Consider the following 25,045-nt stretch of genomic DNA (forward strand, 5'->3'; position numbering starts at 1 on the left):
AATGGCAGAAAAATTTTTTACGGTCGCTTCTTTTGAATTTCCGGCCGATGTTCAAATCTTAAAGGGCAGATTAGAGTCTGAAGGTATTGCCGTATTTCTTCGCGACGAAAACACCCTTAATTCTGACCCTATAATTAGTAATGCTATTGGAGGCGTAAAGTTGCAAGTGTATACTGAAGATAAAGATAAGGCTATGGCTATTTACGATGAAATTAGGGCTTATGCGGTCGGCGATGACGGAAAAGTAATCGTTTGCCCTAACTGTAAGGCCAAAAAATCAGAAGTTTACTATAAACGACAGGGAGTGTTAAATAAACTTTTTCCGTTTTTTGAGAAAAGAAAATACAAATGCCTAAATTGTGGCATGATCACAAATCAAGAGTAATATGATACAATTTTTCGTAACAGGAATTTCTACGGAAGTAGGAAAAACAATAGCTTCTGCAATAATTGCTGAGGCTATGGAAGCAGATTATTGGAAACCCGTTCAAGCAGGCGATTTAGAAAATACCGATAGCCATAAGGTAAAATCGCTGATATCGAATGAAAAAACGGTAATTCATAAAAGCAGTTACGAATTAAACGAACCGATGAGTCCGCATGCAGCCGCAGAAATTGATGGGGTCTTTATTGATCGTGAGCAAATTATTGAGCCTCAGACCGATAATCATTTGGTAATCGAGGGCTGTGGTGGCATTTTAGTGCCTTTTAACGATAGCGATACGGTGCTCGATATTATTATGCCCACCTATAAGGTTGTGGTGGTCTCCCGAAATTATTTGGGCAGTATCAATCATTCGCTTTTGACTATAAACTGGCTCATGCAGAAGGGCTACGATGTTTCTGTACTGTTCAGCGGTGAAGCGAATCCGCAAACTGAAAATATTATTATTCACAAAACGGGTGCATCTTTAATCGGTAGAATCGATGAAGAGAAAAGTTTTGATAAAGCAACAATTAAAAAGTATGCTGAGCTTTTTAGGCCGGTACTTCAAACGCTTTAAGTTCTGTTATTTATAGTTAAAGAAGATTATCATTCAGGCAACTGCAAGCTGTAAAACGTTAAGGTTTTAAAGTTTTGTGATGGTGTGCCGTTGTAAAACAAAGAGGAGCTAATTCTTAATAAAGAAATTTTTTATTCCTCATCTTTGCATAATGAATAATGTATCTGAACCAAATGTGAAGGTGTCCGGCAGTCTTTCAGAACGAGATAAGAAACATATCTGGCACCCGTTGACCCAACACAAACTGAACCCGAGCATGTTGGGCATCGTCAAGGCTAAAGGGGCACTTTTGTACGACGAAAGCGGTAAGGTATATATTGATGGGATAGCCTCATGGTACACTAGTGTCTACGGCCATTGCAATGATTATATACTTGAGCGTGTACAAGCGCAGATGCAGCAGTTAGATCAAGTTGTATTTAGTGGTTTTACGCATGAACCTGCCGTGAGACTATCCGAAGAGCTCATTAAGATATTACCGAATAACCAAGAGAAACTATTTTTCTCCGACAATGGTTCTACAGCTACCGAAATCGGTATTAAAATGGCCCTACAGTACCATTTTAACCGAGGTGAAAAACGCCCCATTATGTTGGCTTTTGAAGAAGGTTTTCATGGTGATACCTTTGGTGCGATGTCGGTTTCAAGCCTTTCGGTCTATAACGGCCCGTTTGAAGATTTCTTTATAGAGGTAGAAAGAATACCTGTGCCGACCACGAACAATATTCAGCAGATTCTAGCCCAACTTGAAGCTCGTTTGCAAAAGAATGATATAGCAGGGTTCATCTACGAACCTCTGGTACAAGGGGCGGCCGCTATGAAAATGCATGGTGCTGGCGAACTTGACTCAATTCTGAAACTCTTGAAAGAGTATGGGGTGCTTACGATTGCCGATGAGGTAATGACGGGTTTTGGTAAAACTGGAAAACACTTTGCATCCGATCATCTGTCTACGAAACCTGATATTATTTGTTTATCAAAGGCCTTAACGGCGGGGCTTATGCCCATGGCGGTGACCAGTTGTACACAAGAAGTCTACGATGCCTTTTATAGTGACGAAATTTCAAAAGGCCTTTTTCACGGGCATACCTATACTGCCAATCCGCTGGCTTGTGCTTCGGCATTAGCTGGTGTCGCATTGTTGCAATCGGATGCTATGCAGGCGAACATACGTCGAATTATGGCTTCGCATCAACAGTTCGATTCCACTATTAAAAATCATCCTAAAGTTGCGAATACACGACAATGTGGTATTATTTATGCTCTCGATTTAGATGTGAAAATGGAGCGGTACGGTAATTTACGAGACCGGTTATTTCGTCATTTCATGGATAACGGAGTGTTTTTACGACCACTGGGAAATACCATATATATTTCGGCCCCATATGTAATCACCGACGAACAGCTGAAAAAGATTTATGATACGATTACCAGTGCTCTAGATAATATTTAAGTTTCAATCAAACCTGTGACAGAACCTATTTCTATAACCGGCCTTTCCTCTATTTCCCCTCTAGGAATTTCGACGGATAAAATTTGGGAAGCTTATCAAAACCGTGAACACCAATTTTCTCAGAAAGAATTTTCAGGTAGTTTTGAATGGGTAGCCTCCATATCCGAAGAAGATTATAAAAAAATTGAGAATCTTAGAGAATCGGACCCAAAGTATAAAAATTTAGATAAAACCGTGCTATTCGCACTTTTTGCGGCTAGAAATGCCGTGCGACAAGCAGCTTGGCGAGCAGAAGACAATTTCGGCATCAACATAGGGTCATCTAGAGGTGCTACCGAGTTATTCGAAAAATACCACGAAGATTTTCTCAAGAACCAACGAAGTTCAACTTTGTCTTCACCAACGACAACTTTGGGAAATATCTCTTCATGGCTCGCCCATGACCTTCAGACGCAGGGACCAGAAATTTCACATTCAATAACTTGCTCGACCGGTTTGCATGCCGTACTCAATGGTGTAGCTTGGTTAAAAAGTGGAATGGCCGATAAGTTTTTGGTCGGCGGTAGTGAGGCACCGTTAACGCCTTTTACCATTTCTCAAATGAAAGCCTTGAAGGTGTACTCTAGAAGAGGTTTGAAGAATCAAGAGCAATTGTCTGTGGACAACTACCCTTGTTTGGCACTCGATTTAGAAAAGAGCGAAAACACTATGATTTTGGGCGAAGGGGCTTCGGTTGCCTGTTTAGAAACGGGGGTTCGAAATAATGCATTGGCACATATAACTGGGGTGGGTTATGCCACCGAACCTTTAAAACACAATATCTCAATTACTACAGATGCTATTTGTTTTCAACGATCGATGCAAATGGCATTGGGTACGACGAAACCGAATGAGGTAGATGTGGTAGTCATGCATGCCCCAGGTACTATAAAAGGTGATTTATCTGAATATAGAGCAATCAAGAAAGTATTCGGAGATGACAAGCTGATGCTGACCACCAACAAATGGAAGGTGGGGCACACGTTTGCTACTTCGGGTATGTTGAGTCTTGAACTTGCGGTTTTAATGCTTCGGCATCAAAAATTTATTGACAGCCCCTTTGAGAGAATTAAGGAGGTCAAATCAGATATTAAAAAGGTTATGGTAAATGCCGTGGGGTTCGGGGGAAATGCCGTGAGTGTTTTGCTCGAGCGTTGTTCTACGGAATAGTACATTCCCCATTTTGAAGATGATTTTTGCAAATTCAATTTTAGAAAGGTTATTTTTGACCCAGATTTATAAAAACTATGAGCGAACAAAGGCACGATTGGACTAAAGATGAAATTCTTGAAATTTATAACAAGCCCTTGATGGAACTGCTTTACGATGCAGCAACAATTCATCGGCAATATCATGACCCCAATACAGTTCAAGTTTCTACGCTTTTATCAATAAAAACAGGAGGGTGCCCAGAAGATTGTGGGTATTGCCCGCAAGCTGCTCGCTATCACACTGATATTGAAGGTAACGATCTAATGCAGGTTTCTCATGTGAAGGCCCAGGCATTACGCGCTAAGGCCTCAGGTAGTTCACGTGTATGTATGGGCGCTGCTTGGCGTAATGTAAAAGATGGTCCTGAGTTTGATCAGGTACTCGAAATGGTGCGTACGATCAATAAACTTGATATGGAGGTCTGCTGTACTTTAGGAATGTTGACAGAGAACCAAGCAAAACGTTTGGCAGAAGCTGGCCTATATGCATATAACCATAATCTTGATACGTCGGAAGATTATTATAAAGATGTGATTTCTACACGAGCTTTTGAAGATCGTTTAGATACCATTGATAATGTGCGCAAGAGTAATGTTACTGTTTGTAGCGGTGGTATTATCGGTATGGGCGAAGCTATTGAAGACCGCGCAGGTATGTTGGTGGCATTGGCCACTTTGAGTCCGCAACCGGAGTCAGTACCCATCAATGCACTTGTAGCGGTTGAAGGAACTCCTATGGAAGATATGGAGCCTATTTCCATTTGGGAAATGGTACGAATGGTCGCCACCACCAGAATCGTAATGCCAGAGACCCAGGTTCGCTTATCGGCGGGTCGTACCCAAATGAGTCGAGAAGGTCAAGCCATGTGCTTTTTTGCCGGAGCTAACTCTATTTTTGCGGGTGATAAGTTATTGACCACACCCAACCCTGACGTAAATGAAGATATGGAAATGTTTAAGCTTTTAGGTTTGAATCCACAAAAACCATTTACCAAAGTATCTCAACCCAAAACGGTCGAAGCGGTCGAATCTGAATTTAAGCCCATGGGCGAGAAGCCAAAATGGAGCAGACCTGGGCATACCATTCCCAGAAATGAAGAGGCAAAGGCCAAATCGAAGTTGGTTGAATAATCTTACATTAGCTAAATTTTAAGAAAATCTTTCCTTAAGGTTAATTAAATTTGATGCGCAAAAATCAACGTACAAACTATTGAAATTAGAAGCAATTCCTCGGGTAAGTACCATTACGAAGGAAGAGTTCATAGAGCAATATTTTAAACCGCAGAAACCTGTGGTTATTGAAAGGGCTATGGAGAATTGGCCGGCTTTTCAAAAATGGAATCTGAGCTATATGCAGCAGGTAGCCGGTGATAAAACAGTGCCCTTGTATGATGATCGACCAGTAAACCATAAAGATGGTTTTAATGAACCACACGCTGAGATGAAAATGGCGGAGTACGTTGAGTTGTTGAAATCTGAACCTACCAAATACCGTATTTTTCTTTGGAATATCTTAAAGGAAGTACCAGAACTTCAGAAAGACTTTGATTATCCCGATTTCGGACTCAAACTGAAAAAGAACCTTCCGATGCTTTTCTTCGGGGGAAGAGATTCGTATACTTTTATGCATTACGATATTGATATGGCCAATATCTTTCATTTTCATTTTGACGGAAAGAAAGAGTGCATTCTATTTCCTCCATCGGAAACAAAATACCTTTATAAGGTGCCACATTCTTTGATAACGCACGAAAGTATAGACTTTTCAAATCCTGATTTCGAAAAATGGCCGGCGTTGAAAGCGGCCAGAGGTTATCGCACTGAACTTAATCATGGTGAAGTGCTGTATATGCCCGAGGGCTTTTGGCATTATATGAAATATCACACTCCCGGCTTTTCGATGAGCTTGAGGTCGTGGCCTAAAAATCCCTTGAACTTTGCGAAAGGGCTTTACAACGTATTTGTAATGCGTAGTTTTGACATCGTGATGCGTAAAATTCAAGGCCAGAAATGGATCGAACGTAAAAATAACCGTGCAATTAAGCGCACACAACGAATGCTATCCGCATAAATTTCAATTTTACATGAAACACATTTTATTCACTCTTGTATTTACAGTTTTAACCATCAACTTAATTTCTGCTCAGGCCTATTCGGGTAGAGGCGATCAAAAGTTTCAAGTGGGGGCCAACCTACAGGAAAATGGTTCAGGAATCGTAGCCTCGTATGATTATGGTTTAGGGGAGAATATCTCGGTAGGTGCGACATCAAGTTACTTATTGGGTATAGCTAGTGGAGTAGATGACGATACTCGAGAGCGTTTTGATGCTAAGGTGCGTTTTAGTGCACATTTAGGTTCTATAATTGGTGCCAGTAGTAAATTCGACCTTTACCCAGGTTTAGATTTAGGGCTGAAGAATTTCGGTTTTCATACCGGGGCTCGATATTTCTTTTCTGATGGGCTAGGGGTATATACCGAATTAGGTTTTCCGATAGCCAAATACCAAACGGAAGATTTGACCCCTTCCGATAAATTTCATAATCAGTTTACGGCCAATATTGGGGTAGTTTTCAATTTCCTTTAAAATCGAAGTTTCTTTTGGCAGGCCTCTCTTGTGTTAGGGTATGAGCTCTTTAACTTTGTCGTAGACTAAATGAGACTCCCATCCTCGATAGAGAAGGTAGTCCGCTAACTTTTTCCTTCTTTTTTGGGCATTTCCATCGGTTAATTGTGCTGATCTTTTTTCGGCAAGTTTATCGAAGGCTTGCAAATAGTCGGTCTCATCAATTTCCTTTAGGGCGGTAGTTATATTGTAGCTAGAAATGTTTCGACTTTTCAGCTCGTTTACAATTCGACGTTTGCCCCATTTTTTGACATTGAACTTACCACGGGCAAAATTCTGGGCAAATCGCTCTTCGTTTAGGTAATTCTCTTCGATGAGATGAACAACGATTTGATCTATAGCCTGTGGTATCATTCTCATTTGCCGAAGTTTGTCTACCACTTCTTTATGGCATCGGTCTTGATAAGCGCAATAATACTCTAACTTGCTCATCGCTTCTTGTAAGGTGTAGGCTTTGTTCATTTAAAGTAGTACATGCATAAGTGCTACAAATGTAAGGGTTGCAAGCTTAAATTTCGGTCATAAAAAAAGCGACCTCGTTTGAACGAAGGTCGCTTTGAAATTTTTAATAAATGGTTTTGCCGTCTTTGTCTTTAAAACGGTATTCGAGATACGTATAGGCATCTCTAGGCTGTATTTTAATCCACTTTTTATGCTCTAAAAACCACTTAGAACGTATGGATGGAAAACCTTTGGTGATATAGGCCGAAATAAACGGGTGTATATTCAACGTAATACCGTTATCTTTTTTGGGCCCTTTCAATAATTTTTCAAGATCTGAATTGATCTTGTCTATCAAAACGATAGGAGCTTCAATCTCCTTACCATTACCATTAGGGTTCTCCTCGGTTGTTTTGATATTCATCTCGGGTCTTACCCGTTGTCTTGTAATTTGTATAAGTCCGAACTTACTCGGCGGAAGTATCTTGTGCTTAGCACGATCGTCTTTCATTTCATCTCTAAGATGATCAAAAAGCTTTCTGCGGTTAGGAGCTTTTACCATGTCGATAAAATCGACTACGATTATACCGCCCATATCGCGAAGACGTAATTGTCGTGCAATTTCAGAGGCCGCTAGAATATTTACTTCTAATGCGGTGTCTTCTTGATTTTTCGCCTTGTTCGAGCGATTACCACTATTCACATCGATAACGTGAAGTGCTTCGGTATGCTCAATTATAAGATACGCACCTTTGCTCATGCTGGCTGTGCGACCAAATGAAGTTTTTATTTGGCGCTCGATACCATACTTTTCAAAAATAGGTACGTTAGACTTATACTGCTTAACAATCGATTCTTTACCAGGCGCAATCTCTTGCACGTAGTCTTGAATTTGTTCGTACAGCGTGTCATCATCTACATGAATACCCGTAAAAGTATCATTAAAGATGTCCCGAAGTATAGAAGATGCCCTATTGAGCTCGACCAATACTTTAGACGGGGTTGGCGCTTTGTACAATTTTTTACACATTGCTGACCATTTGGCCAACAGGTTTTCTAGATCTTTGTCAAGTTCCGCTACTTTTTTACCTTCTGCAACCGTTCTTATTATGACACCGAATCCTTTAGGTTTTATACTTTTTACTAACCTTTTCAGTCTTTCTTTTTCTTCGTTGCTTCCTATCTTCTGAGATACCGAAACACGGTCTGAAAAGGGTACCATAACCAAATAGCGTCCCGCAATGGAAAGTTCGGAGCTTATTCTTGGTCCTTTGGTAGAAATTGGTTCTTTTACGATTTGAACCAATATAGATTGGTTGGCTTTGATAACATCTGTTATCACACCATTTTTGTCAATGTCTTTCTCGAACTTAAAATTGCTGAGAGAGTAATCTTTTAGTTTGCCTGTACTCACTTGTTTTATGAACTTGAGTAAAGAGGATAATTGTGGCCCTAGGTCGTGGTAATGTAGAAAAGCATCCTTTTCATACCCAACGTTTACAAATGCGGCGTTCAAGCCGGTAACGGGCTTCCGTACTTTGGCCAAAAATATATCGCCAACGGAAAAATTATTGTTGTCTTCCTCTTTATGCAATTCAGTGAGCTTACCATCTTTAAGCAGGGCAAAATCAACGGCATCGGAACTAGATCTTACGATTAATTCTCTATTCACCTGAATGTATTTGTATTGATCCTTGTTAACGGTGATATACCGTCGAAAAGGAAAAATCGATTAAACAATGATTGAAACGGATTTGTAGTAAAATCCGCCGAAATTTCTTTTGAATTTCTATGTCAATGAACGTAATGAAGAAAAAATAAGGGTCTAGCATAAAAAGGGCTGAAATAATCAGCCCTTTTTCGTAGTTCCTTACGGTCTATTTTTTCTTGTGACGGTTGGCTCTTCTACGCTTCTTGCGCTTGTGTGTAGCCACCTTATGTCTTTTTCTTTTTTTACCACTCGGCATAAATTCCTAATTTATATGATTAATATTATTTAACCTGAACGTTACTTTTAACACCCTCTACAAAAACCTTGGCCGGTTTAAACGCCGGAATATTGTGAGCTGGTATTTTGATTGTTGTATTCTTGCTGATGTTTCTTCCGGTCTTTTCAGCTCTAGTCTTGATAATAAAGCTTCCGAAGCCACGTAAGTAAACATTGTCACCGCCTTCAAGAGATGATTTCACCTCTTCCATAAAACTTTCTACAGTCGCCTGAACATCTCCTTTTTCAATTCCCAGTTTGTCTGAGATTTTTGATACAATTTCTGCTTTCGTCATTTGTCGTGTTAAATTTTCAGTATAATTTTTTTGGGATGCAAATATATAAATTAAATTCATTCTTTTTCTGCTAACGAACTAATTTTAAGTAGTTCACCATTACTTTTCATAATTAACATATTAGTGCATTTTGCTATGATGGGTAAACCTTTATTTTTGGCACCTTATTGTAATCGATGGCATTTTCAAAACAAATACTTAGCTGGTACCGTATAAATAAGCGTGACCTGCCTTGGCGTAGTACCAGAGACCCTTATAAAATATGGCTTTCTGAGATTATGTTGCAGCAAACACGTGTTGCTCAGGGCATGCCCTACTACCAAAAATTCGTCGAAAACTTTCCTACTGTCGAAGACTTGGCCGGTGCTTCAGAAGAAAAGGTTTTAAAGCTTTGGCAAGGTCTTGGCTATTATTCAAGGGCCAGGAACCTTCATTTTACCGCCAAAATGGTAACCGAAGAGTTAGGTGGTAAATTTCCAGATACCTATAAAGAATTGTTGAAATTAAAGGGAGTCGGTGATTATACGGCAAGTGCCATTGCTTCCATTTGCTTCGATAGGCCTGAGCCTGTAGTAGATGGTAATGTCTATCGCGTATTGGCGCGGTTTTTCGGTGTCGAACTTCCTATTAATAGTACAGAAGGTATCAAGTACTTCAAGCAACTGGCACATGAGGTGATGGATGTTAAGAATATTAGAGATTACAATCAAGGAATCATGGAGTTCGGAGCGATCCAATGTTCGCCCAAAAATCCGAATTGTAATGAATGTCCATTAAATTCGGGTTGTGCCGCACTGCAAAACGATAAAGTAAGTTCGCTGCCCATCAAGTTGAGCAAGACAAAGGTCAAAACACTTTTCTTTAATTATATAGTTACTATTTCACCAACGAACAAAACAGTATTGAGGCAACGTAAAGGCAAGGGTATTTGGCAAAATCTTTGGGAGTTTCCGTTGCTCGAAACCGAAAAAGAAGCGGACAAAGAAGTTATTAATACAAGAATAAGCGAAATTCTATCTGTAGAAAATGGAGTAAAAATTCATCAATATAATGCCGTTCCGATAGTGCATAAGCTCTCGCACCGTCATTTATACACCACTTTTTGGATCGCCGAGCTGAAAAATGACATCAACAAGGGTTTTTCATTTCAAGAAGCAGAGAAATTTCCGGTTCCGGTTTTAATTGCGGAGTTCTTGAAAACATTTAAAAATTCGTACTTTTGACCATTAAATGAGACGAGATTATGAGTGGTACGTTGAATAAGGTTATGTTGATCGGGCATTTGGGCGATGAGGTTAAAATGCACTATTTTGAAGGAGGAGGTTGTATCGGCAGATTTCCGATAGCGACGAATGAAACCTATACCAATAAGCAAACGGGAGAACGAGTCACCAATACCGATTGGCATAATGTCGTGGTTCGTAACAAGGGTGCCGAAATTTGCGAAAAGTATTTGAGCAAAGGAGATAAGGTATATGTAGAAGGGCGTTTGAAAAATAGGCAGTGGCAAGGTGAAGATGGCAATACCCGCTATACCACAGAGGTACATGTGCAAGATTTTACGTTCTTGACGACGAAAAAGGAAAGTATGGCAAATAGCCAAGCTAGTTCATCGCAGCCTTCGAACCAGCCCAAGGCTCAGCCGGCCCAGTCAAATCAGCCACAGTCGGTGAATGAGGCCGAAGATGATGACTTGCCGTTTTAAAAATGGACAGAAGATAGTTTTTCGCTTGGTAAACTATTAAAAATTTTGATTCCCCTATTGATTCTAAATAATCTAGTAGAACTATATAATTATTAATATTAAACCTCGTTTTAACATTAAAATTTAACGATTGGACCCTGACCCTTTTAGTGTTCTACCCTTTCTAATTGCCTACGGAGGCGAATTTGCCTTCAAAGTCGCCATACTGGTCTTGATGCTTATTTGTTCTGCACTAATTTCTGGGGCAGAGGTAGCCTTTTTTGGTCTGTCTGCAACAGAGGTGAAGGATGTAGCGGAGAAGAAATCGCCCCAAGGTAATATTATCGTTAAGTTGCTCGAACGGCCCAAAAAGCTCTTGGCGACCATTCTTATCGCCAACAATGCTATAAATATAGGTGTGGTTTTGCTTTTCAGTAGTGTGGGCGATAGCTTATTCGCTAACGTTGAACTAGAATGGGCCCGATTTGTACTTGAAGTGGTCGTAGCTACTTTTCTTATTTTGATGTTCGGCGAGATTCTACCGAAAGTTTATGCGAATAGAAATCGCATAGCTTTTGCACATTTAATGGCTTTTCCTTTAAAGTTGCTAGATGTCCTTTTTTCACCGCTCAGTTTACCCATGCGTTCGGGTACTCTGTTTCTTTATAACAAATTGGGCAAACAGAGGTCTAATTTAAGTATCGATCACCTCTCGCAAGCATTGGAACTTACCGATGAAGGCGATACAACTAAAGAAGAACAGAAGATTCTTGAAGGCATAGTTTCTTTCGGAAATACGGACACCAAGCAGGTAATGCGCCCCAGAATTGACATTTTTGCGCTAAGTGAAGACATGAAATTTCCTGAAGTGATGACGGAAATCAAAAAGAATGGTTACTCGCGTATACCGGTCTTTTCTGAGAATATGGACAATGTGCTTGGGGTGTTGTACGTCAAAGATCTTTTACCTTATATCGACCGTAAAACATTCAATTGGATGAGCTTGATCAGAGAACCGTATTTTGTTCCTGAGAACAAGAAACTCGATGATCTTTTGCTCGAGTTTCAAGAAAAGAAAAACCATTTGGCGGTTGTTGTCGATGAGTACGGGGGTACTTCAGGCATTGTTACCTTAGAAGATATAATCGAAGAGATCGTTGGTGATATTACCGATGAGTTCGATGATGAAGATTTGATTTTCTCGAAATTGGATGACTATAATTTTGTGTTCGATGGAAAGACCGCCCTTAGAGATTTCTATCGGGTCACCAAAATCGAAGATGATGAAGTGTTTGAAGAGCAAAAAGGTGAGGCGGAAACTATTGCTGGGTTTGTTTTAGAAATAGCCGGAAGTTTTCCTAAACGGGGAGAAAAGAATGTTTTTAACGACTATACCTTTGTTGTAGAAAGTATGGATAAGAAGCGATTGAAGCAGATAAAGGTTACATTGCCCCAACCGGAATAGTTGCTGGTAAATAGTTTAATTTTATGGTATAATGAACAGTTTGCAAAATATTCTCTCATTTTTCCTTAAGTGTGTTTTTGCGTTTTGGGTAGTAACGATGGTTTCTTGTAAAGAAGATGTGCTGCCAAAGCCAAAGGCTCAGTTACGTTTGGAGTATGAACAACCAACAAAGGCGCAGTTAGAATTGAATGAATTCAAATTTCAATACAACGATTTGGCCCAAATTAAAGATGAGACCGCTAATTCAATGACTTTAGAGTACCCTGAAATGAAAGGTGAAATTTTCATCAACTACAAAAAAATCGACGGTAACCTTGAACAATTGTTGTCTGATGCCCAAAAATTCAGTTATGAACATTCGGTAAAAGCAGATGGTATATTAGAGCAGCCGTTCATTAACGAAGAAGACAAGGTTTTTGGAATGTTTTATGAGGTTAGTGGTAATGCCGCATCTCAGGCGCAGTTTTATGTGACCGATAGTACTCGCAATTTTGTAACCGGTTCGCTTTACTTTTTTACCAAGCCCAATTACGATTCGATATATCCTGCGGCAGCTTACTTGAGAAATGACATTCGCGGTATTATGGAAAGTTTAAAATGGAAAGAATAGGTGGTCTTAATTGGCTAGAATCTTTTCTGCTTGATCGATACTTAGCTCAATTTCCTCTCTCAACACCGCTATTTTTTTCTCTTCTTCAAGTAACCACTTCTGTTTTTGTTCAGTGAGCTTCTTACCTTTCATCATTTCATCAACTTCAAAACGCTTGCCGAAACCACTCATCCAACTCATCATTGATTGGTTTGCCAACTTAAGGTCTTTAATGGCCTTCTCATATTTATCTTTTTTATAAGAAGCATTGGCTCTGGTCTGAAGTTTATTAATCAATTTCGAAAGTTTGGGCATCTCATCCATAACCTCGTCATGTGATGCCATCACCTCTTCCATTTTAGTCGGTTTTGTTTCAGACTCTTGACCACAACTTGTCGAGATATTTAACAATAGTAAGAGAGTAAAAAGTGCGGGCAACCTATTATTTATAAAGGCCATAGTAATTCATTTGTACTCAAAAGTAGATAACCTATAGGCGCTACAGATGTATTATTTTTTCAAAGTAAGGTATTAATCGATTTTACGCATGAATTTTACTCATTATCACGACCCAAAAGTGAGTTTGCGTTATCGATGCTGTTGTTGATGTGCTCTTTAAGTTCTTTTACTTTTTCTTCTTCTTCATCAAGCCATTGCTGTTTTTGCTCACTAAGTTCTTTACCGTTCAAAATTTCGTCAGGGTCAAATCTGTTCCCGAAATTTTGCATCCAATCCATCATAGATTTATGGGCAACCTGAAGGTCTTTTCTAGCTTGCTTATATTTCTTGCCTATTTCAGTACTGTCGTTCTCTTTAGAATTCAATTCGCCTACTAAATCACCTAACTTGCTCATCTTTGGCATAACTTCGTCATGTATGGCCATTACCTCTTTCATTTGCGAGGTTTCTTTCTGCTCTTTGCAGGCGCTTATAAATAGAAAAGGAAGGGTAAGCAGCACTATTAACTTTCTCATAAACTATAGCTTTATTACAAATATAAGCCATTACCATTAGCACATAAACAGTTCACAATCGTAAATGACCTATATTTTTTCGGAAATCTAAGTATAGTGATTTTCTTTTTAAAATAGAATCGGCGTTACGGTATGTATTTCTGAATTTTAGACCAATTCTTCGATTTTTATTTGTGAACTAACTAACCTTATAGATTTTATCAAAGTTGAGATACTACTATTTTCATAGTCTTGATTCATAAAGGTATAGTGCTCATTTTAAAAATTAGTTTGAAATTTGCCTAAAACCGACCCATTGAAAGACAATACCCGAAAATGGCTATATCTTATATTACTTTCATTGGTTTGGGGCTCTTCTTTTATACTGATTAAAAAATCACTTTTGGGCCTTACGGCTCTTCAGCTAGGGGGTTTACGAATTGTTTTTGCTTCCCTTTTCTTATTTATTTTTGGATATAAAAGTTTGAGCACAATCACTCAAAGCGATTGGAAATGGATGGCCATAGCCGGCTTGTTAAGTTCTTTTTTGCCACCTTTATTATTTGCGCTGGCGCAAACTGAAATTGATAGTGGTACCACCTCTATCTTTAATTCGGTAGTGCCTTTGTTCACCACGATAGTCGGTATGGTTTTGTTCGGTGTTTTAGTCACCAAGCGGCAAATTTTAGGTGTTTTTATAGGCTTGTTCGGTACTGTCGCACTTGTATTGGCCGGGGTAGAGTTTGATCCCGACCAGAACTATTGGTATTCAATATTTATATTGCTTTCTGCATTAGGTTATGCGTTGAATATCAATATAATTAAAAAGCACTTGACTCACTTAAGTCCGTTGGCGGTAACTACAGGAAGTTTTGCAGTTGCTTTTGTGCCCGCCTTGTTGCTGGTCTTGTATTCCGATTTTTTTAATGAGGTAGTCGAGAACAAAGAAATGCATCGAGCCCTTTGGTATCTGCTTGCCTTGGCATTATTCGGTACTTCGATAGCCAACATATTCTTCAACCGCTTAATTCAGTTATCTAGTCCGGTTTTTGCTGCTTCCGTGACCTACACCATACCCCTGGTTGCCATAATGTGGGCAGTACTAGATGGAGAAACGGTGAACGTATACCAACTCGTGGGAGGTGGTATTATACTTTTCGGAGTGTGGTTAGTGAACAAACGTAAACGTTAATATACTTTCCTAAAATAGCTATTGGCTCGGTACTTTGTTTATTCAAAATCTGAATCGGACACCCCTTCGTTCACTTTTACTTCCGTAACGATAAAATCGAAACTCTGAGGGCCTACCGTCTGTGCAAGAACGAACGGAAACTTTACACCCGAAACTTCTTTGTAATCACTATAATTGATAGTACTCGTAATTTTTTGACCGTTCATTTCGGCAGTATTGACTTCCTGAACCTTCAATCCGCTATCAATATCGAAGTAAATCGATTTCTCATCGGAAATTTTTAGTTTATAAGCTTTCGAATCGCCGACAGCTTCTACTCCTTCTAAACTGGTCTCACTAGTCAAATAGTTTAGTTCAGGAAACGGAGCCGCTTCGTCTTTAATCTTAACAATTTCGGCTTCTCCCATTTCTTTTTTCTGACCTTGCATTACCATATAGCCCTGCTCGCCATTGAAGACTTGCAGGCTCATTGAGTTTCCGGCAACCTTAACATCTTGCCTAAATTGGTTTTTAGATGTTTTTTTCATTTCTAAATTGAGTTTCATGCCTTGCATCTCGGCTTCCGCTAGCATAATATATGATTCTACTTCTTTAAGTTTTGCCTCTCCGCCGATGGCCTCAATATACTTCTGCAGAACATCGTTTGCACTTAAATCAGTAGGTTTTTCTACATTATAATCAGGTTTTTCGGTTTTGTTGGCGAACTTGTCGTAATAGCTAATAGGTATTTGTTTTCCTTTAAATGTGATTTGTTCTAGATTTTCTAAAACTTCGCTGCCTTTGCCAGTAACTACGATACGCAAATTTTGAGGTTTCAAATACTTTTGGGCGGCTTGCTGAACTTCTTCAACGGTTATGGCATTTATTTTTTCAAGATAAGTTTGGTAAAAATCTTTGGGTAGATTTTCTGTTTCAATGTCTAATGCATATTCGGCTATGGTGGCAGGATCCTCAAGAGCCATTACAAAACGCCCTGTATACTTGGCCTTGGTGTTTTTCAACTCTTGGACCGCTACCGGTTCTGAGCGTATGAGGTCTATTTCTTTAAGAATTTCTACCACCGCACTATCGGTCACCGCATTTCTAACGCTTGCCGTCGCCCTAAAGCGAGCAGGGGCATGTTTGTCGTAGCCTATTCCGGAGTACGAACCGTAGGTGTACCCCTTGTCTTCTCTCAAATTCAAAAACAAACGACCTTCACCACCGCCACCTAATATTTCATTTGCCATTACGGCCGCTAAATAATCGGGATCGTTCTTTTTGAGGTCGATAAGATTCTCGACCGTGATTTCTGACTGCACGGCATTGGGTACGTCTATAAAATTAATTTGAGTGTAAAGCGCATCAGAAGGTCTTGAAAATTGGAAAGATAACGGCGCGGCTTTTGTCCAAGGGGTGAATTGCTCCTCCACCAATTCTTTTACATTTTCAAATTCTACATCCCCGACAATTACTAAATAGGCATTGGCTGGCACGAAATAAGTTTCATAGAATTGAATAACATCTGTTATGCTGACGTTATTTACGCTTTCCTCTGTAATAAATTCGCCATAGGGGTGTTTTTTGGTATAGGCTAATGCTGTTACCGCTCTTCTTGCGATTGCCGGTACATTTTTTTCATCAGCCTTTAGGTTTGTCAATATTTTTTGTTTTTCTTTTTCGAACTCATCGTGGGTAAAATTAGGATTGATGGCTGCATCTGCCATTAATTCTAATATTCTAGGAAAGTATTGCGATAACGATGTGGCAAAAGCACTTTGAGATCCGAAGTTAATTCTAGCGCCCAGAAAATCGACTTCTTCATTGAACTCATCTTTCGGAATATTTTTTGAACCTTTGCCCAAGAGACTTGCCGTCAAACTCGAAACACCTGCCTTGTCGCCTTCTAAGATTGGCGGGTTGTCAATGCGAAGTTGAGCGGATACCCGGGGTAGTTTATGATTTTCGACAACTAAGACTTCCAAACCGTTCTTAAGATTGAATGTCTTCGGATTTTGAATATTGATTTCAGGTGCCGGTCCGGGTTCGGGCATTTTGCTCCTATCAATTTGAGCTTGTACACCTAAGGCCAAAAACATCAAGAATAGGGTGGAGTATAATTTTTTCATCTGTTGTAATTTTTAATTTCCTAAAATGGAATGGTCTTGTATATGGTTTAGTTGGCTTGTGCCTCCTCAGGTAGGTAATCGATGATTACACGCTGATTGGACTTAAAGTACTTATTGGCCACTTCTTTAATTTCTTCCCTAGTTATCGAGCGGTAAATTTCAATCTCTTTATTGATCAGTTCAGTGTCGCCATAGAGTAAATAATTTCTTGCCAACGAATTGGCAATGCCTGAAATGCTAGAGTTTGCGTTCACATACTGGTTCTCAAATTTGTTCAGTAATTTTTGATGGTCTTTTTCGCTGATTAGATCTTCCCTGACCTTTGCAATTTCTTCTTCCATCTCTGCTAGTAGTGTTTCGGCACTGGTTTCTCCGACGGGCATTGCGTAAACAAGATACATTCCATAGTCTTCTTGGCCTACGTTAAAAGCACCGACCTGCAAAGCTTGCTTTTGGTCATCGACCATTTTTTTGTACAACTTCGAGCTTCGGCCATCGCTTAGATATGAAGAAATCATCTCAAGAACATAGGCATCTCTCTCTCTAAAACCAGGTGTTCTATAAGAGATAACATAAGCGGGTATCTGAATGTTTGGATCATAGGCTTGAACCCTAATTTCTTGTTGTATCGGGTTTTCCTTTGGGTAGTTGCGGTTTATGGCTTCACCCTTGGGTATAGATGCAAAATAAGCGTCGACCCATTTTTTGGTTTGCTCTATATCGATATTGCCGGCAACCACCAAAACGGCATTATTTGGCACGTAATATTTCTTGTTGTATGCGACAACATCTTCAATAGTGGCAGCATCCAAATCTTTCATGTAACCAATATTCGGGTCTTTATAAGGGTGTTTGCTAAAGAGGCTTTGACCTACGACAGTTATTAGTTGTCCGTAAGGGCGATTGTCGTATCGAAGTCTTTTCTCCTCTTTGACTACCTCTTGTTGTGTGTCTATACCCTTTTGGTCGATGACCGGGTGAAGCATACGTTCCGATTCGAGCCATAGGCCTAACTCTAGGTTGTTCGATGGAAATACTTCGTAGTAATAGGTTCTGTCTTGAGAGGTGTTAGCATTGTTCTGACCACCGTTGGAAGACACGATTTCAAACCACTTGCCACGTTCTATGTTTTTGGTGCCCTCAAAAAGTAAATGTTCAAAAAAATGGGCGAAACCCGTACGGCCTTCAGTTCTATCTTTACCCCCAACATGATACATTACCGAGGTGGTCACGACAGGTGCAGAGTCATCTTGGTGTAAGATTACATGTAAACCATTATCTAGATTATATTCTTCATAAGTTACTTCTTGGGCATTCAGGGTAATCGCCATAAGCAAAAAGTAACAGGCTAGGGTAGTTTTTTTAGTCATAGTGAACTGTTTAGATATCAATATGTAGCGGAGGAAAAAGTATTGTTACAAGAATATTGAATTTTTGTAAGATATTCACTGCGAGGCCATCCATTTTAACAAGAAATATAGAATTATGATTCTTATTTTCAGTAATTTAAAGGGGTGAATCTTTAAATATAGAGAATATGAAACAGTTTGCTCTACCTATTCGTTTTGGCATTGCTACAAGTGGCTGCCTGATAGCCTATTTTTTGATTTTGGCTCTTTTTAATTTACATACAAATGTTTTCTATAGCCTTTTTAATGGTGTGATAACGGGCTTTGGTATTTATGAATCTATAAAGTATTACAAATTGGAAGTACAGAAAGGGTTTGACTATGGTAAAGGTTTTACTGCTGGTCTGGTTACCGGTTTTGTGGCCACATTAGTATTTACCTTGTTTTTCGCTTTGTACGCCACGGAAATAAACGCTGCTTTTCTACAAGAGTTGACCACGGTTTGGTTCAATGATTTCAAGAGTTTCGAGGGTATTGTATTCTTTACTGTTGCCATCATGGGTTTTGCTACCTCATTGGTTTTGACGCTGTCTTTTATGCAATTGTTCAAGACCAGCAACAACCCGGTTAAAAAGCAGGTTTCAAGTGAGCTTCACTAGGTATATGATGTTTTGTATGGGTATATAAGTTATTATTTTTATGCCCTATTCTAAGCGAAATTAAAGTCATAGTGTAGCTAATTTGATTTGGCAATGATTTTTATGATGTAAAAACTATTCGATTGTGTTGTACATTAATGATTTAGGCGTATATTTGCATCCGCTTATTGAAAAATGGGTGTATTTCAAAACTAATTTATAATATACATTATGTACGCAATCGTAGAGATGGCAGGGCAGCAATTTAAAGTTGCGAAAGACCAAAAAGTGTATGTTCACCGCTTGCAAACAGAAGAAGGCAAGAAAGTTGTTTTTGACAACGTGCTTCTTTTGGCAGATGGTTCGAACATAACTGTTGGCGCCCCGGCTATAGACGGCGCGGCTGTTGAGGCCAAAGTCGTAAAGCACCTAAAAGGTGACAAAGTAATCGTCTTTAAAAAGAAAAGACGTAAGGGTTACAAAACCAAAAATGGTCATCGTCAGTCATTGACGGAAATCGTTATTGAAAGTATTGTTGCCAAAGGAGCTAAAAAATCAGCAAAAAAAGAAGAGCCTAAGAAAGCAGCTAAACCTGAAACAAAAGGTAAAGATGCTAATGTAGAGGTTTCAGTGGCTTCAAAACCAAAAGCTGAGAAAGCTGCTCCAAAAAAATCTACTAAAGCTGACGATTTGAAGAAAATCGAAGGTATCGGACCTAAAATTGCTGAAACTTTGGTTGCGGCAGGTGTTTCTACTTTTGACGAATTGGCTAAGACCGATTCTGACAAAATTTCTGAAATCATTGCTGATGTTAGAGGTAACCACGTTACCGATACATGGCCAGCACAAGCTAAATTGGCTGCTGAAGGCAAGTGGGACGAGTTGAAGAAGTGGCAAGATGAGCTAGACGGTGGTAAAGCGTAAGCTCACCGAAGACAACAAAGTATATAATTAATTGCGTGTTCTCCCGTTTTAGGTGAGACACTTATAAAAACTAATATCATGGCACACAAAAAAGGTGTAGGTAGTTCTAAAAACGGTAGGGAGTCGGAATCGAAACGCTTGGGCGTTAAGATTTTTGGTGGCCAGGCCGCTATTGCCGGAAATATCATTGTAAGACAACGTGGTACTAAGCACAATCCAGGTGAGAATGTGTACGCCGGTAAAGATCATTCTTTACATGCCCGTATTGACGGAATTGTAAAGTTTCAAAAGAAAGCTGGTGGTAAGTCTTATGTTTCGATAGAACCTTTCGAAGCTTAAGAAACATCCATTTAAATATTTTATAGGCCTTTTCCGAATACGGATGAGGCCTTTTTTTTTCCCCTTACGTTAAAATAATATTTACTTAAAGTAAAGAAATTGTATAAGGAATATCTTGCCTCGTCTCAATAGTGATTATGGTATTCCGTTTTTCAATATTTTTCATCCTTCTCTTTTGGTCTGCAATTTCTTTTTCTCAAGGTAGCGGCAAAAATGGATATAGCCTAGACCAAACTTTTTCTGACTTGAATCAAAAATTAAAGTCTGCAGAAAAGGAGGGAAATAAGAGTCAGGTCATAGACGCCCATTTAAATCTGGCCTATTTTTGTGAAGATAATTGGGTCTATACCGAAGCGTTGACCCAATTTAATAAGGTACTGATATTATTGAAAAATAATGAAAGCGACCCACGCTATGCCAATACTCTTAACAGCATAGGTAAGGTTCATGTATTTTTAAAAAATTACGATAATGCTGTAGACTATTTCAACCGGGCAATCGAATCGGCCCAGTTGTATAATTCATTAAAAACACTTGCCAGTTCTACCAGTTACTTAGGGGCCTGCTTTGAGAAAAAAGGAAATTATGTTCAAGCGCTTGAATATCAGAACAAAAGTTTGAAGATTTATCAGAATCTTCAAGATTCGGTCGGTCTTTCTATAGTAAACGAGAGTCTCGGTAGTATACACGAAGATTTACAGGATTATAAGGTAGCATTAAAATATTTTGAGTCCGCATACGGATATCATAATAAAAACAAAGATGTACGGTTGGCCAATATTTTAAATAATCTAGGCGATATCTACCGAAAGACGGGTAAATTAGAAAAAGGGCTAGAGTATACCCAAATGTCATTACATATTTCAAAACTCATAGGTAATCTTGAGGAAGAAGCCAGTGCCTATAAAGATCTTTCGAAAAGCTATCAACTTTCTAGCAAATCAGACCTCGCATATCAAGCACTCAGTAAATTTTTAGAGCTAGATGAGGCTAATAGGGTATTGTACCGTGCCAATCAAGCCAGTGCTCTTCAGAATATATATGACACAAAAGAAAAAGAGACCAGAATTCAACAACTTATGCACGACAGCAAAATCGATAAGGCAGAAAAGCTCTTACTGTTACTCTCAATTTGCGCTGTTGTATTATTTGCGATTTTATGGTCTCTATACCTCAAGCGAAAAAGAGGGGAGGTAATTCGTCTGCAAGGTTATGAGAAAAAACTTCTACAGGTAGAATTGGAAAAGAAACAGGTAGAAGAAGAGAATCTTCAACGGGAGGTAAATATCAAGAACGCTTCACTTTCGAGATACAGTCTTCATTTGGCGCAAAAAAATAAAATGTTATCGAACTTGTCACAGACCTTAAAGAACAGTTTAGGTCGCTCTAATCTTGACCTGAAACGTAAACTTGAAAATGTGGTAAAAGAAATTGACCTCGACTTGGCACAGGAGCATGAGTGGGATGAGTTTCTAACTTTTTTCAAAGAGATACATCCGCAGTTTTTGAAAAAACTATCGAATGCTGCATCAACGATTTTATCACCCGCGGAAAAGCGGTTGAGCATACTTCTACGGCTCAATTTATCTTCAAAGGAAATAGCATCTATCTTAAGGTTGACTCCAGATAGTGTTCGTGTTGCACGATATAGGTTGAGAAAGAAATTACCCTTACAGGCCAAAGAAGAATTAAGCGCTTATTTGACCCGTTTATGACCCATTATTTCTTTTAGGTTACCCCAATGTAAATTTATCTTAATTGTTGCCTTCTTGTTTCCTTATATTTTTTAATTGTTTCCCATTTGTTTCCTTTTTGTAAACATCATATGTGGTTGATATACATAATTTTGGATTCACAAAACCAATCTAAAATGAATTCTAAAAAACCATTAAAATTTGCACTGGCAATACTTTTTGTTGCCTTTGCAGTCTTGCCCGTTTTTGCGCAGAATGGCAATTTGCAGGGTAAGATATCAGATGAAAACGGTATTACGGTACCTGGTGCCAATGTTGTAATTTCTGAATTGAACAAAGGGGTGATTTCCGATTTTGACGGTAATTTTACTTTAGTAAATGTACCAGCAGGTAATTACACCTTAAGTATTACCTATTTAGGGTATTCAGATGTACAGCAAGAGATAACGGTCGAGGCAGATAAAACTACGCCTATTTCCGTATTTATCACTCCTAAAACACTAGAACTTGATGGGGTTGAAGTTCTTGGTTTCGGGTTGGGAAGTCAATCACGGGCTTTGAATACTCAAAAAAACAATATGAACATTACCAATGTGGTCTCTACCGACCAGATCGGCAAATTTCCTGATGCGAATATCGGTGATGCGGTAAAACGTATACCCGGTATTACCATGCAGGTCGATCAAGGTGAAGCTCGAAACATAATCGTTCGGGGTCTTTCTCCACAATTAAACTCGGTAACTCTGAATGGTAGCCGTATTCCATCCGCCGAAGGCGATAATAGAAATGTTCAGATGGATCTGATTCCATCCGATATGATTCAGTCGATAGAAGTAAGTAAAGCTGTAACTCCGGATATGGATGCCGATGCGATGGGCGGATCTGTCAACCTCGTAACTCGTACCGCTCCCCATGGGTTTAGGCTTTCTGCAACTGCGGGATCAGGAATAAATTTAATCACGGACAAGCCTATTTGGAATGGTTCGGTTTTGGTGGGAGACCGTACTAAAGACGGCAAGTTGGGTTGGATGGTATCCGCTACGATCAACGACAACGATTTTGGCTCCGACAATATAGAAGCAGAATGGACGGACGAGTTTGAATTTTATACTGGTGAAGATGACCTAGAGGGAGAGCCTATTATAGAAGGGGTAGAGGTTGACCCTTATACAAACGTTTTTGAGCAAAGAAAATACTTGGTTAGAAGAACAAGAAGAAGCTTTTCCGCCAATCTAGATTATCAAATAGCCCCGGCTCATAATGTTTATTTTAAAAGTATGTACAACTGGCGTGATGATCGTGAAAACCGATTTGTGATCTCACACGAAATATTGGATGCAGAAGATATTGAAGCGGGTGATTTTACCATTACGAACGGTGTGCCAACAAGATTCCCCGTTGAGGCGGTCAGAGAAACCAAAGGAGGTATTAATAGTGACAGGAACAAAAACAGAAGGCTAGAAGACCAAAGAATGCAAAATTATACCTTGGGCGGTAATCACTTGTTCGCAAATTTAAAGTTTGATTGGATGGCCTCTTACGCCAAAGCTTCGGAAGAGCGACTGAATGAACGGTATGCAGTTTATGCGGCAGAATATATAGCCTCTAATGACAATAGTGATACTGAGTTTCCGATGATTAGTGCAGAAAACACCTCAGATACCAATGATTTAAGTGCTTTTGAGTTTGATGAAGTAACTAACGAAAACCAATATACCGAAGAAGAAGACATGAACTTCTTCGCTAATTTTGAGTTACCTGTAGATTTCTTCGGTAATGAAGGTGGTATTGTAAAATTTGGTGCTCGCGGCAGATTCAAAAATAAATTCAGAGATAATAATTTCTTCGAATTTGAAGGCTTGGAAACTCAATTCTCTACCATGGCCGATGTTCCGACAAAAAGCGTGACAGATGATGATTTTCTTGCAGGGACACAATATGACGCAGGCTTCTTTCCTACTGAAGAGTGGTTGGGCAGTTTAGACCTTAACGAAAATACAGGTTCTTCGGTACCGGATGAGTTTGTAAGAGATAATTTTAAGGTTGAAGAAAATGTGTGGGCAGCTTATGCCATGACCAATCAAAACATTTCAGATAAACTGAGTTTGTTATTGGGGCTTCGTCTAGAAAGCACAAATATTACCGCTACCGGCAATCAGATCGAGGATGAAGAAGATGTAATAGGAGAAATTACCGAAGAGAGCTCATACACCAATTTGCTGCCTGGCGTTCACTTGAAATACGATGTTACCGATAATACAGTTCTGAGATTCGCCTGGACCAATACTTTAGCGAGACCTAATTACGTTGATTTAACGCCCTATATCGATGTTGTAAGCGCTGATGATGAAATTTATTTGGGTAACCCTGAATTAGAACCGACCACGTCGATGAACTTCGATATTATGGCAGAACATTATTTTCAAAGTGTAGGTATACTCTCGGGCGGGTTGTTTCATAAAAGTATTAATGATTTTATCTATGTTTTTCAAGCTGAGACTACCGATAATAGCTTTGGTACAGATACCGAGGGTTTTGAGGTTTACCAACCGTTGAACGGTGATGATGCTTCTATTTTTGGGGCAGAAGTGGCTTTACAGCGTCAATTGAATTTTCTGCCTGGTTTCTTGAAGAATCTAAGTCTCTATTTGAATTATACCTATTTAAGTTCAAATGCCAACGGTATTAGAAATGAAGATGGAGAAGAAAGAGATGATTTAGATCTGCCCAATACCGCCCCAAACATGTTTAACGGCTCATTAGGGTATGCCGATAATAGGTTTAGTGCGAGATTGTCTGCTAACTTTTCAGATGCCTATGTAGATGAAATTGGGGGAAATGCCTTTGAAGATAGATATTATGACAAACAGTTCTTTCTAGATTTTAGTACAACTTATTCGATCAATAAGAATCTCAGTGTTTATGCCGATTTAAATAACATCACAAACCAACCCTTGCGCTATTATCAAGGAGTAAGCAATCGCACTATGCAAGCTGAGTACTATAGCTTGAAGTGTACGTTCGGTCTTAAATATGATTTGTTCAAGAAGTAAAA

At 39.2% G+C, this 25,045-nt stretch carries 24 protein-coding genes; 17 read left to right on the forward strand and 7 right to left on the reverse strand.

Going from position 1 to position 25,045, the window contains the following annotated elements:
* The first annotated feature begins 1 nt into the window (after position 1).
* The 7 genes from IV512_RS06345 to IV512_RS06375 all read left to right on the forward strand — a co-directional run bounded on the left by IV512_RS06345 (position 2) and on the right by IV512_RS06375 (position 6,292).
* The gene (locus IV512_RS06345; RefSeq protein ID WP_209401698.1) at positions 2-385 is read left to right on the forward strand and encodes a DUF2007 domain-containing protein; all 384 of its coding nucleotides are present in this window, start codon (positions 2-4) and stop codon (positions 383-385) included.
* Position 386: 1 nt separating this feature from the next.
* Positions 387-1,004, forward strand: a complete 618-nt coding sequence (gene bioD / locus IV512_RS06350) for a dethiobiotin synthase (protein ID WP_209401700.1) — start codon at positions 387-389, stop codon at positions 1,002-1,004.
* Positions 1,005-1,155: 151 nt separating this feature from the next.
* Positions 1,156-2,457, forward strand: coding sequence for an adenosylmethionine--8-amino-7-oxononanoate transaminase (gene bioA / locus IV512_RS06355; RefSeq protein WP_209401702.1), 1,302 nt, complete (start codon positions 1,156-1,158; stop codon positions 2,455-2,457).
* A gap of 15 nt (positions 2,458-2,472) precedes the next feature.
* Entirely contained in the window at positions 2,473-3,666 is a 1,194-nt protein-coding gene (locus IV512_RS06360; RefSeq protein ID WP_209401703.1) for a beta-ketoacyl synthase N-terminal-like domain-containing protein, read from the forward strand.
* Between the two features lie 77 nt (positions 3,667-3,743).
* Positions 3,744-4,838 (forward strand): biotin synthase BioB, encoded by a 1,095-nt coding sequence (gene bioB / locus IV512_RS06365; protein WP_209401704.1) that lies wholly within the window; start codon positions 3,744-3,746, stop codon positions 4,836-4,838.
* A gap of 79 nt (positions 4,839-4,917) precedes the next feature.
* Positions 4,918-5,778: a cupin-like domain-containing protein gene (locus IV512_RS06370; protein WP_209401705.1), complete on the forward strand. Its 861-nt coding sequence runs from the start codon at positions 4,918-4,920 to the stop codon at positions 5,776-5,778.
* Between the two features lie 13 nt (positions 5,779-5,791).
* The gene (locus IV512_RS06375) at positions 5,792-6,292 is read left to right on the forward strand and encodes a DUF6646 family protein (protein ID WP_209401706.1); all 501 of its coding nucleotides are present in this window, start codon (positions 5,792-5,794) and stop codon (positions 6,290-6,292) included.
* Between the two features lie 33 nt (positions 6,293-6,325).
* Here IV512_RS06375 and IV512_RS06380 read toward each other — a convergent pair whose 3' ends face one another.
* The 3 genes from IV512_RS06380 to IV512_RS06390 form a co-directional block, all read right to left on the reverse strand.
* A complete protein-coding gene (locus tag IV512_RS06380; protein WP_209401707.1) occupies positions 6,326-6,793 on the reverse strand; it encodes a regulatory protein RecX in 468 nt (155 codons plus the stop codon).
* A 103-nt stretch (positions 6,794-6,896) separates the two neighbouring features.
* Positions 6,897-8,444, reverse strand: coding sequence for an Rne/Rng family ribonuclease (locus tag IV512_RS06385; RefSeq protein ID WP_209401708.1), 1,548 nt, complete (start codon positions 8,442-8,444; stop codon positions 6,897-6,899).
* Positions 8,445-8,764: 320 nt separating this feature from the next.
* The gene (locus IV512_RS06390; RefSeq protein ID WP_013992739.1) at positions 8,765-9,055 is read right to left on the reverse strand and encodes an HU family DNA-binding protein; all 291 of its coding nucleotides are present in this window, start codon (positions 9,053-9,055) and stop codon (positions 8,765-8,767) included.
* A 176-nt stretch (positions 9,056-9,231) separates the two neighbouring features.
* On the opposite strand from IV512_RS06390, the gene mutY reads away from it, so the two are divergent.
* The 4 genes from mutY to gldD all read left to right on the forward strand — a co-directional run bounded on the left by mutY (position 9,232) and on the right by gldD (position 12,814).
* Entirely contained in the window at positions 9,232-10,278 is a 1,047-nt protein-coding gene (gene mutY, locus IV512_RS06395; protein ID WP_209401710.1) for an A/G-specific adenine glycosylase, read from the forward strand.
* Positions 10,279-10,298: 20 nt separating this feature from the next.
* On the forward strand, positions 10,299-10,760 hold the full coding sequence (locus IV512_RS06400; protein WP_209401712.1) for a single-stranded DNA-binding protein: 462 nt from the start codon (positions 10,299-10,301) through the stop codon (positions 10,758-10,760).
* Between the two features lie 130 nt (positions 10,761-10,890).
* Positions 10,891-12,204 (forward strand): gliding motility-associated protein GldE, encoded by a 1,314-nt coding sequence (locus IV512_RS06405; RefSeq protein WP_371743264.1) that lies wholly within the window; start codon positions 10,891-10,893, stop codon positions 12,202-12,204.
* 31 nt (positions 12,205-12,235) lie between these two features.
* Positions 12,236-12,814: a gliding motility lipoprotein GldD gene (gene gldD, locus IV512_RS06410; protein WP_209401714.1), complete on the forward strand. Its 579-nt coding sequence runs from the start codon at positions 12,236-12,238 to the stop codon at positions 12,812-12,814.
* A gap of 6 nt (positions 12,815-12,820) precedes the next feature.
* On the opposite strand, the gene IV512_RS06415 is transcribed toward gldD, so the two are convergent.
* Together IV512_RS06415 and IV512_RS06420 are read right to left on the reverse strand one after the other, a co-directional pair.
* On the reverse strand, positions 12,821-13,252 hold the full coding sequence (locus tag IV512_RS06415; protein WP_209401716.1) for a hypothetical protein: 432 nt from the start codon (positions 13,250-13,252) through the stop codon (positions 12,821-12,823).
* Positions 13,253-13,347: 95 nt separating this feature from the next.
* Positions 13,348-13,767: a hypothetical protein gene (locus tag IV512_RS06420; RefSeq protein WP_209401718.1), complete on the reverse strand. Its 420-nt coding sequence runs from the start codon at positions 13,765-13,767 to the stop codon at positions 13,348-13,350.
* A 295-nt stretch (positions 13,768-14,062) separates the two neighbouring features.
* On the opposite strand from IV512_RS06420, the gene IV512_RS06425 reads away from it, so the two are divergent.
* Positions 14,063-14,938, forward strand: a complete 876-nt coding sequence (locus IV512_RS06425; RefSeq protein WP_209401719.1) for a DMT family transporter — start codon at positions 14,063-14,065, stop codon at positions 14,936-14,938.
* Positions 14,939-14,976: 38 nt separating this feature from the next.
* Here IV512_RS06425 and IV512_RS06430 read toward each other — a convergent pair whose 3' ends face one another.
* Positions 14,977-17,046: a pitrilysin family protein gene (locus IV512_RS06430; RefSeq protein ID WP_209401720.1), complete on the reverse strand. Its 2,070-nt coding sequence runs from the start codon at positions 17,044-17,046 to the stop codon at positions 14,977-14,979.
* Positions 17,047-17,093: 47 nt separating this feature from the next.
* On the reverse strand, positions 17,094-18,416 hold the full coding sequence (locus IV512_RS06435; protein ID WP_209401721.1) for a pitrilysin family protein: 1,323 nt from the start codon (positions 18,414-18,416) through the stop codon (positions 17,094-17,096).
* Positions 18,417-18,583: 167 nt separating this feature from the next.
* Between IV512_RS06435 and IV512_RS06440 the strand changes: the two genes are divergently transcribed.
* The 5 genes from IV512_RS06440 to IV512_RS06460 all read left to right on the forward strand — a co-directional run bounded on the left by IV512_RS06440 (position 18,584) and on the right by IV512_RS06460 (position 25,043).
* A complete protein-coding gene (locus IV512_RS06440) occupies positions 18,584-19,054 on the forward strand; it encodes a DUF4199 domain-containing protein (protein ID WP_209401722.1) in 471 nt (156 codons plus the stop codon).
* Positions 19,055-19,264: 210 nt separating this feature from the next.
* A complete protein-coding gene (gene rplU, locus IV512_RS06445) occupies positions 19,265-19,957 on the forward strand; it encodes a 50S ribosomal protein L21 (protein WP_209401723.1) in 693 nt (230 codons plus the stop codon).
* Positions 19,958-20,035: 78 nt separating this feature from the next.
* Positions 20,036-20,296 (forward strand): 50S ribosomal protein L27, encoded by a 261-nt coding sequence (rpmA, locus tag IV512_RS06450; RefSeq protein ID WP_100870041.1) that lies wholly within the window; start codon positions 20,036-20,038, stop codon positions 20,294-20,296.
* Between the two features lie 245 nt (positions 20,297-20,541).
* Entirely contained in the window at positions 20,542-22,011 is a 1,470-nt protein-coding gene (locus IV512_RS06455) for a transcriptional regulator (protein WP_209401724.1), read from the forward strand.
* Positions 22,012-22,166: 155 nt separating this feature from the next.
* Complete coding sequence (locus IV512_RS06460; protein ID WP_209401725.1) at positions 22,167-25,043, forward strand: TonB-dependent receptor; 2,877 nt, start codon at positions 22,167-22,169, stop codon at positions 25,041-25,043.
* Positions 25,044-25,045 lie beyond the last annotated feature (2 nt).

Source organism: Pseudozobellia sp. WGM2 (assembly GCF_017810075.1).
In the GTDB taxonomy this organism is placed as follows: domain Bacteria; phylum Bacteroidota; class Bacteroidia; order Flavobacteriales; family Flavobacteriaceae; genus JADNYK01.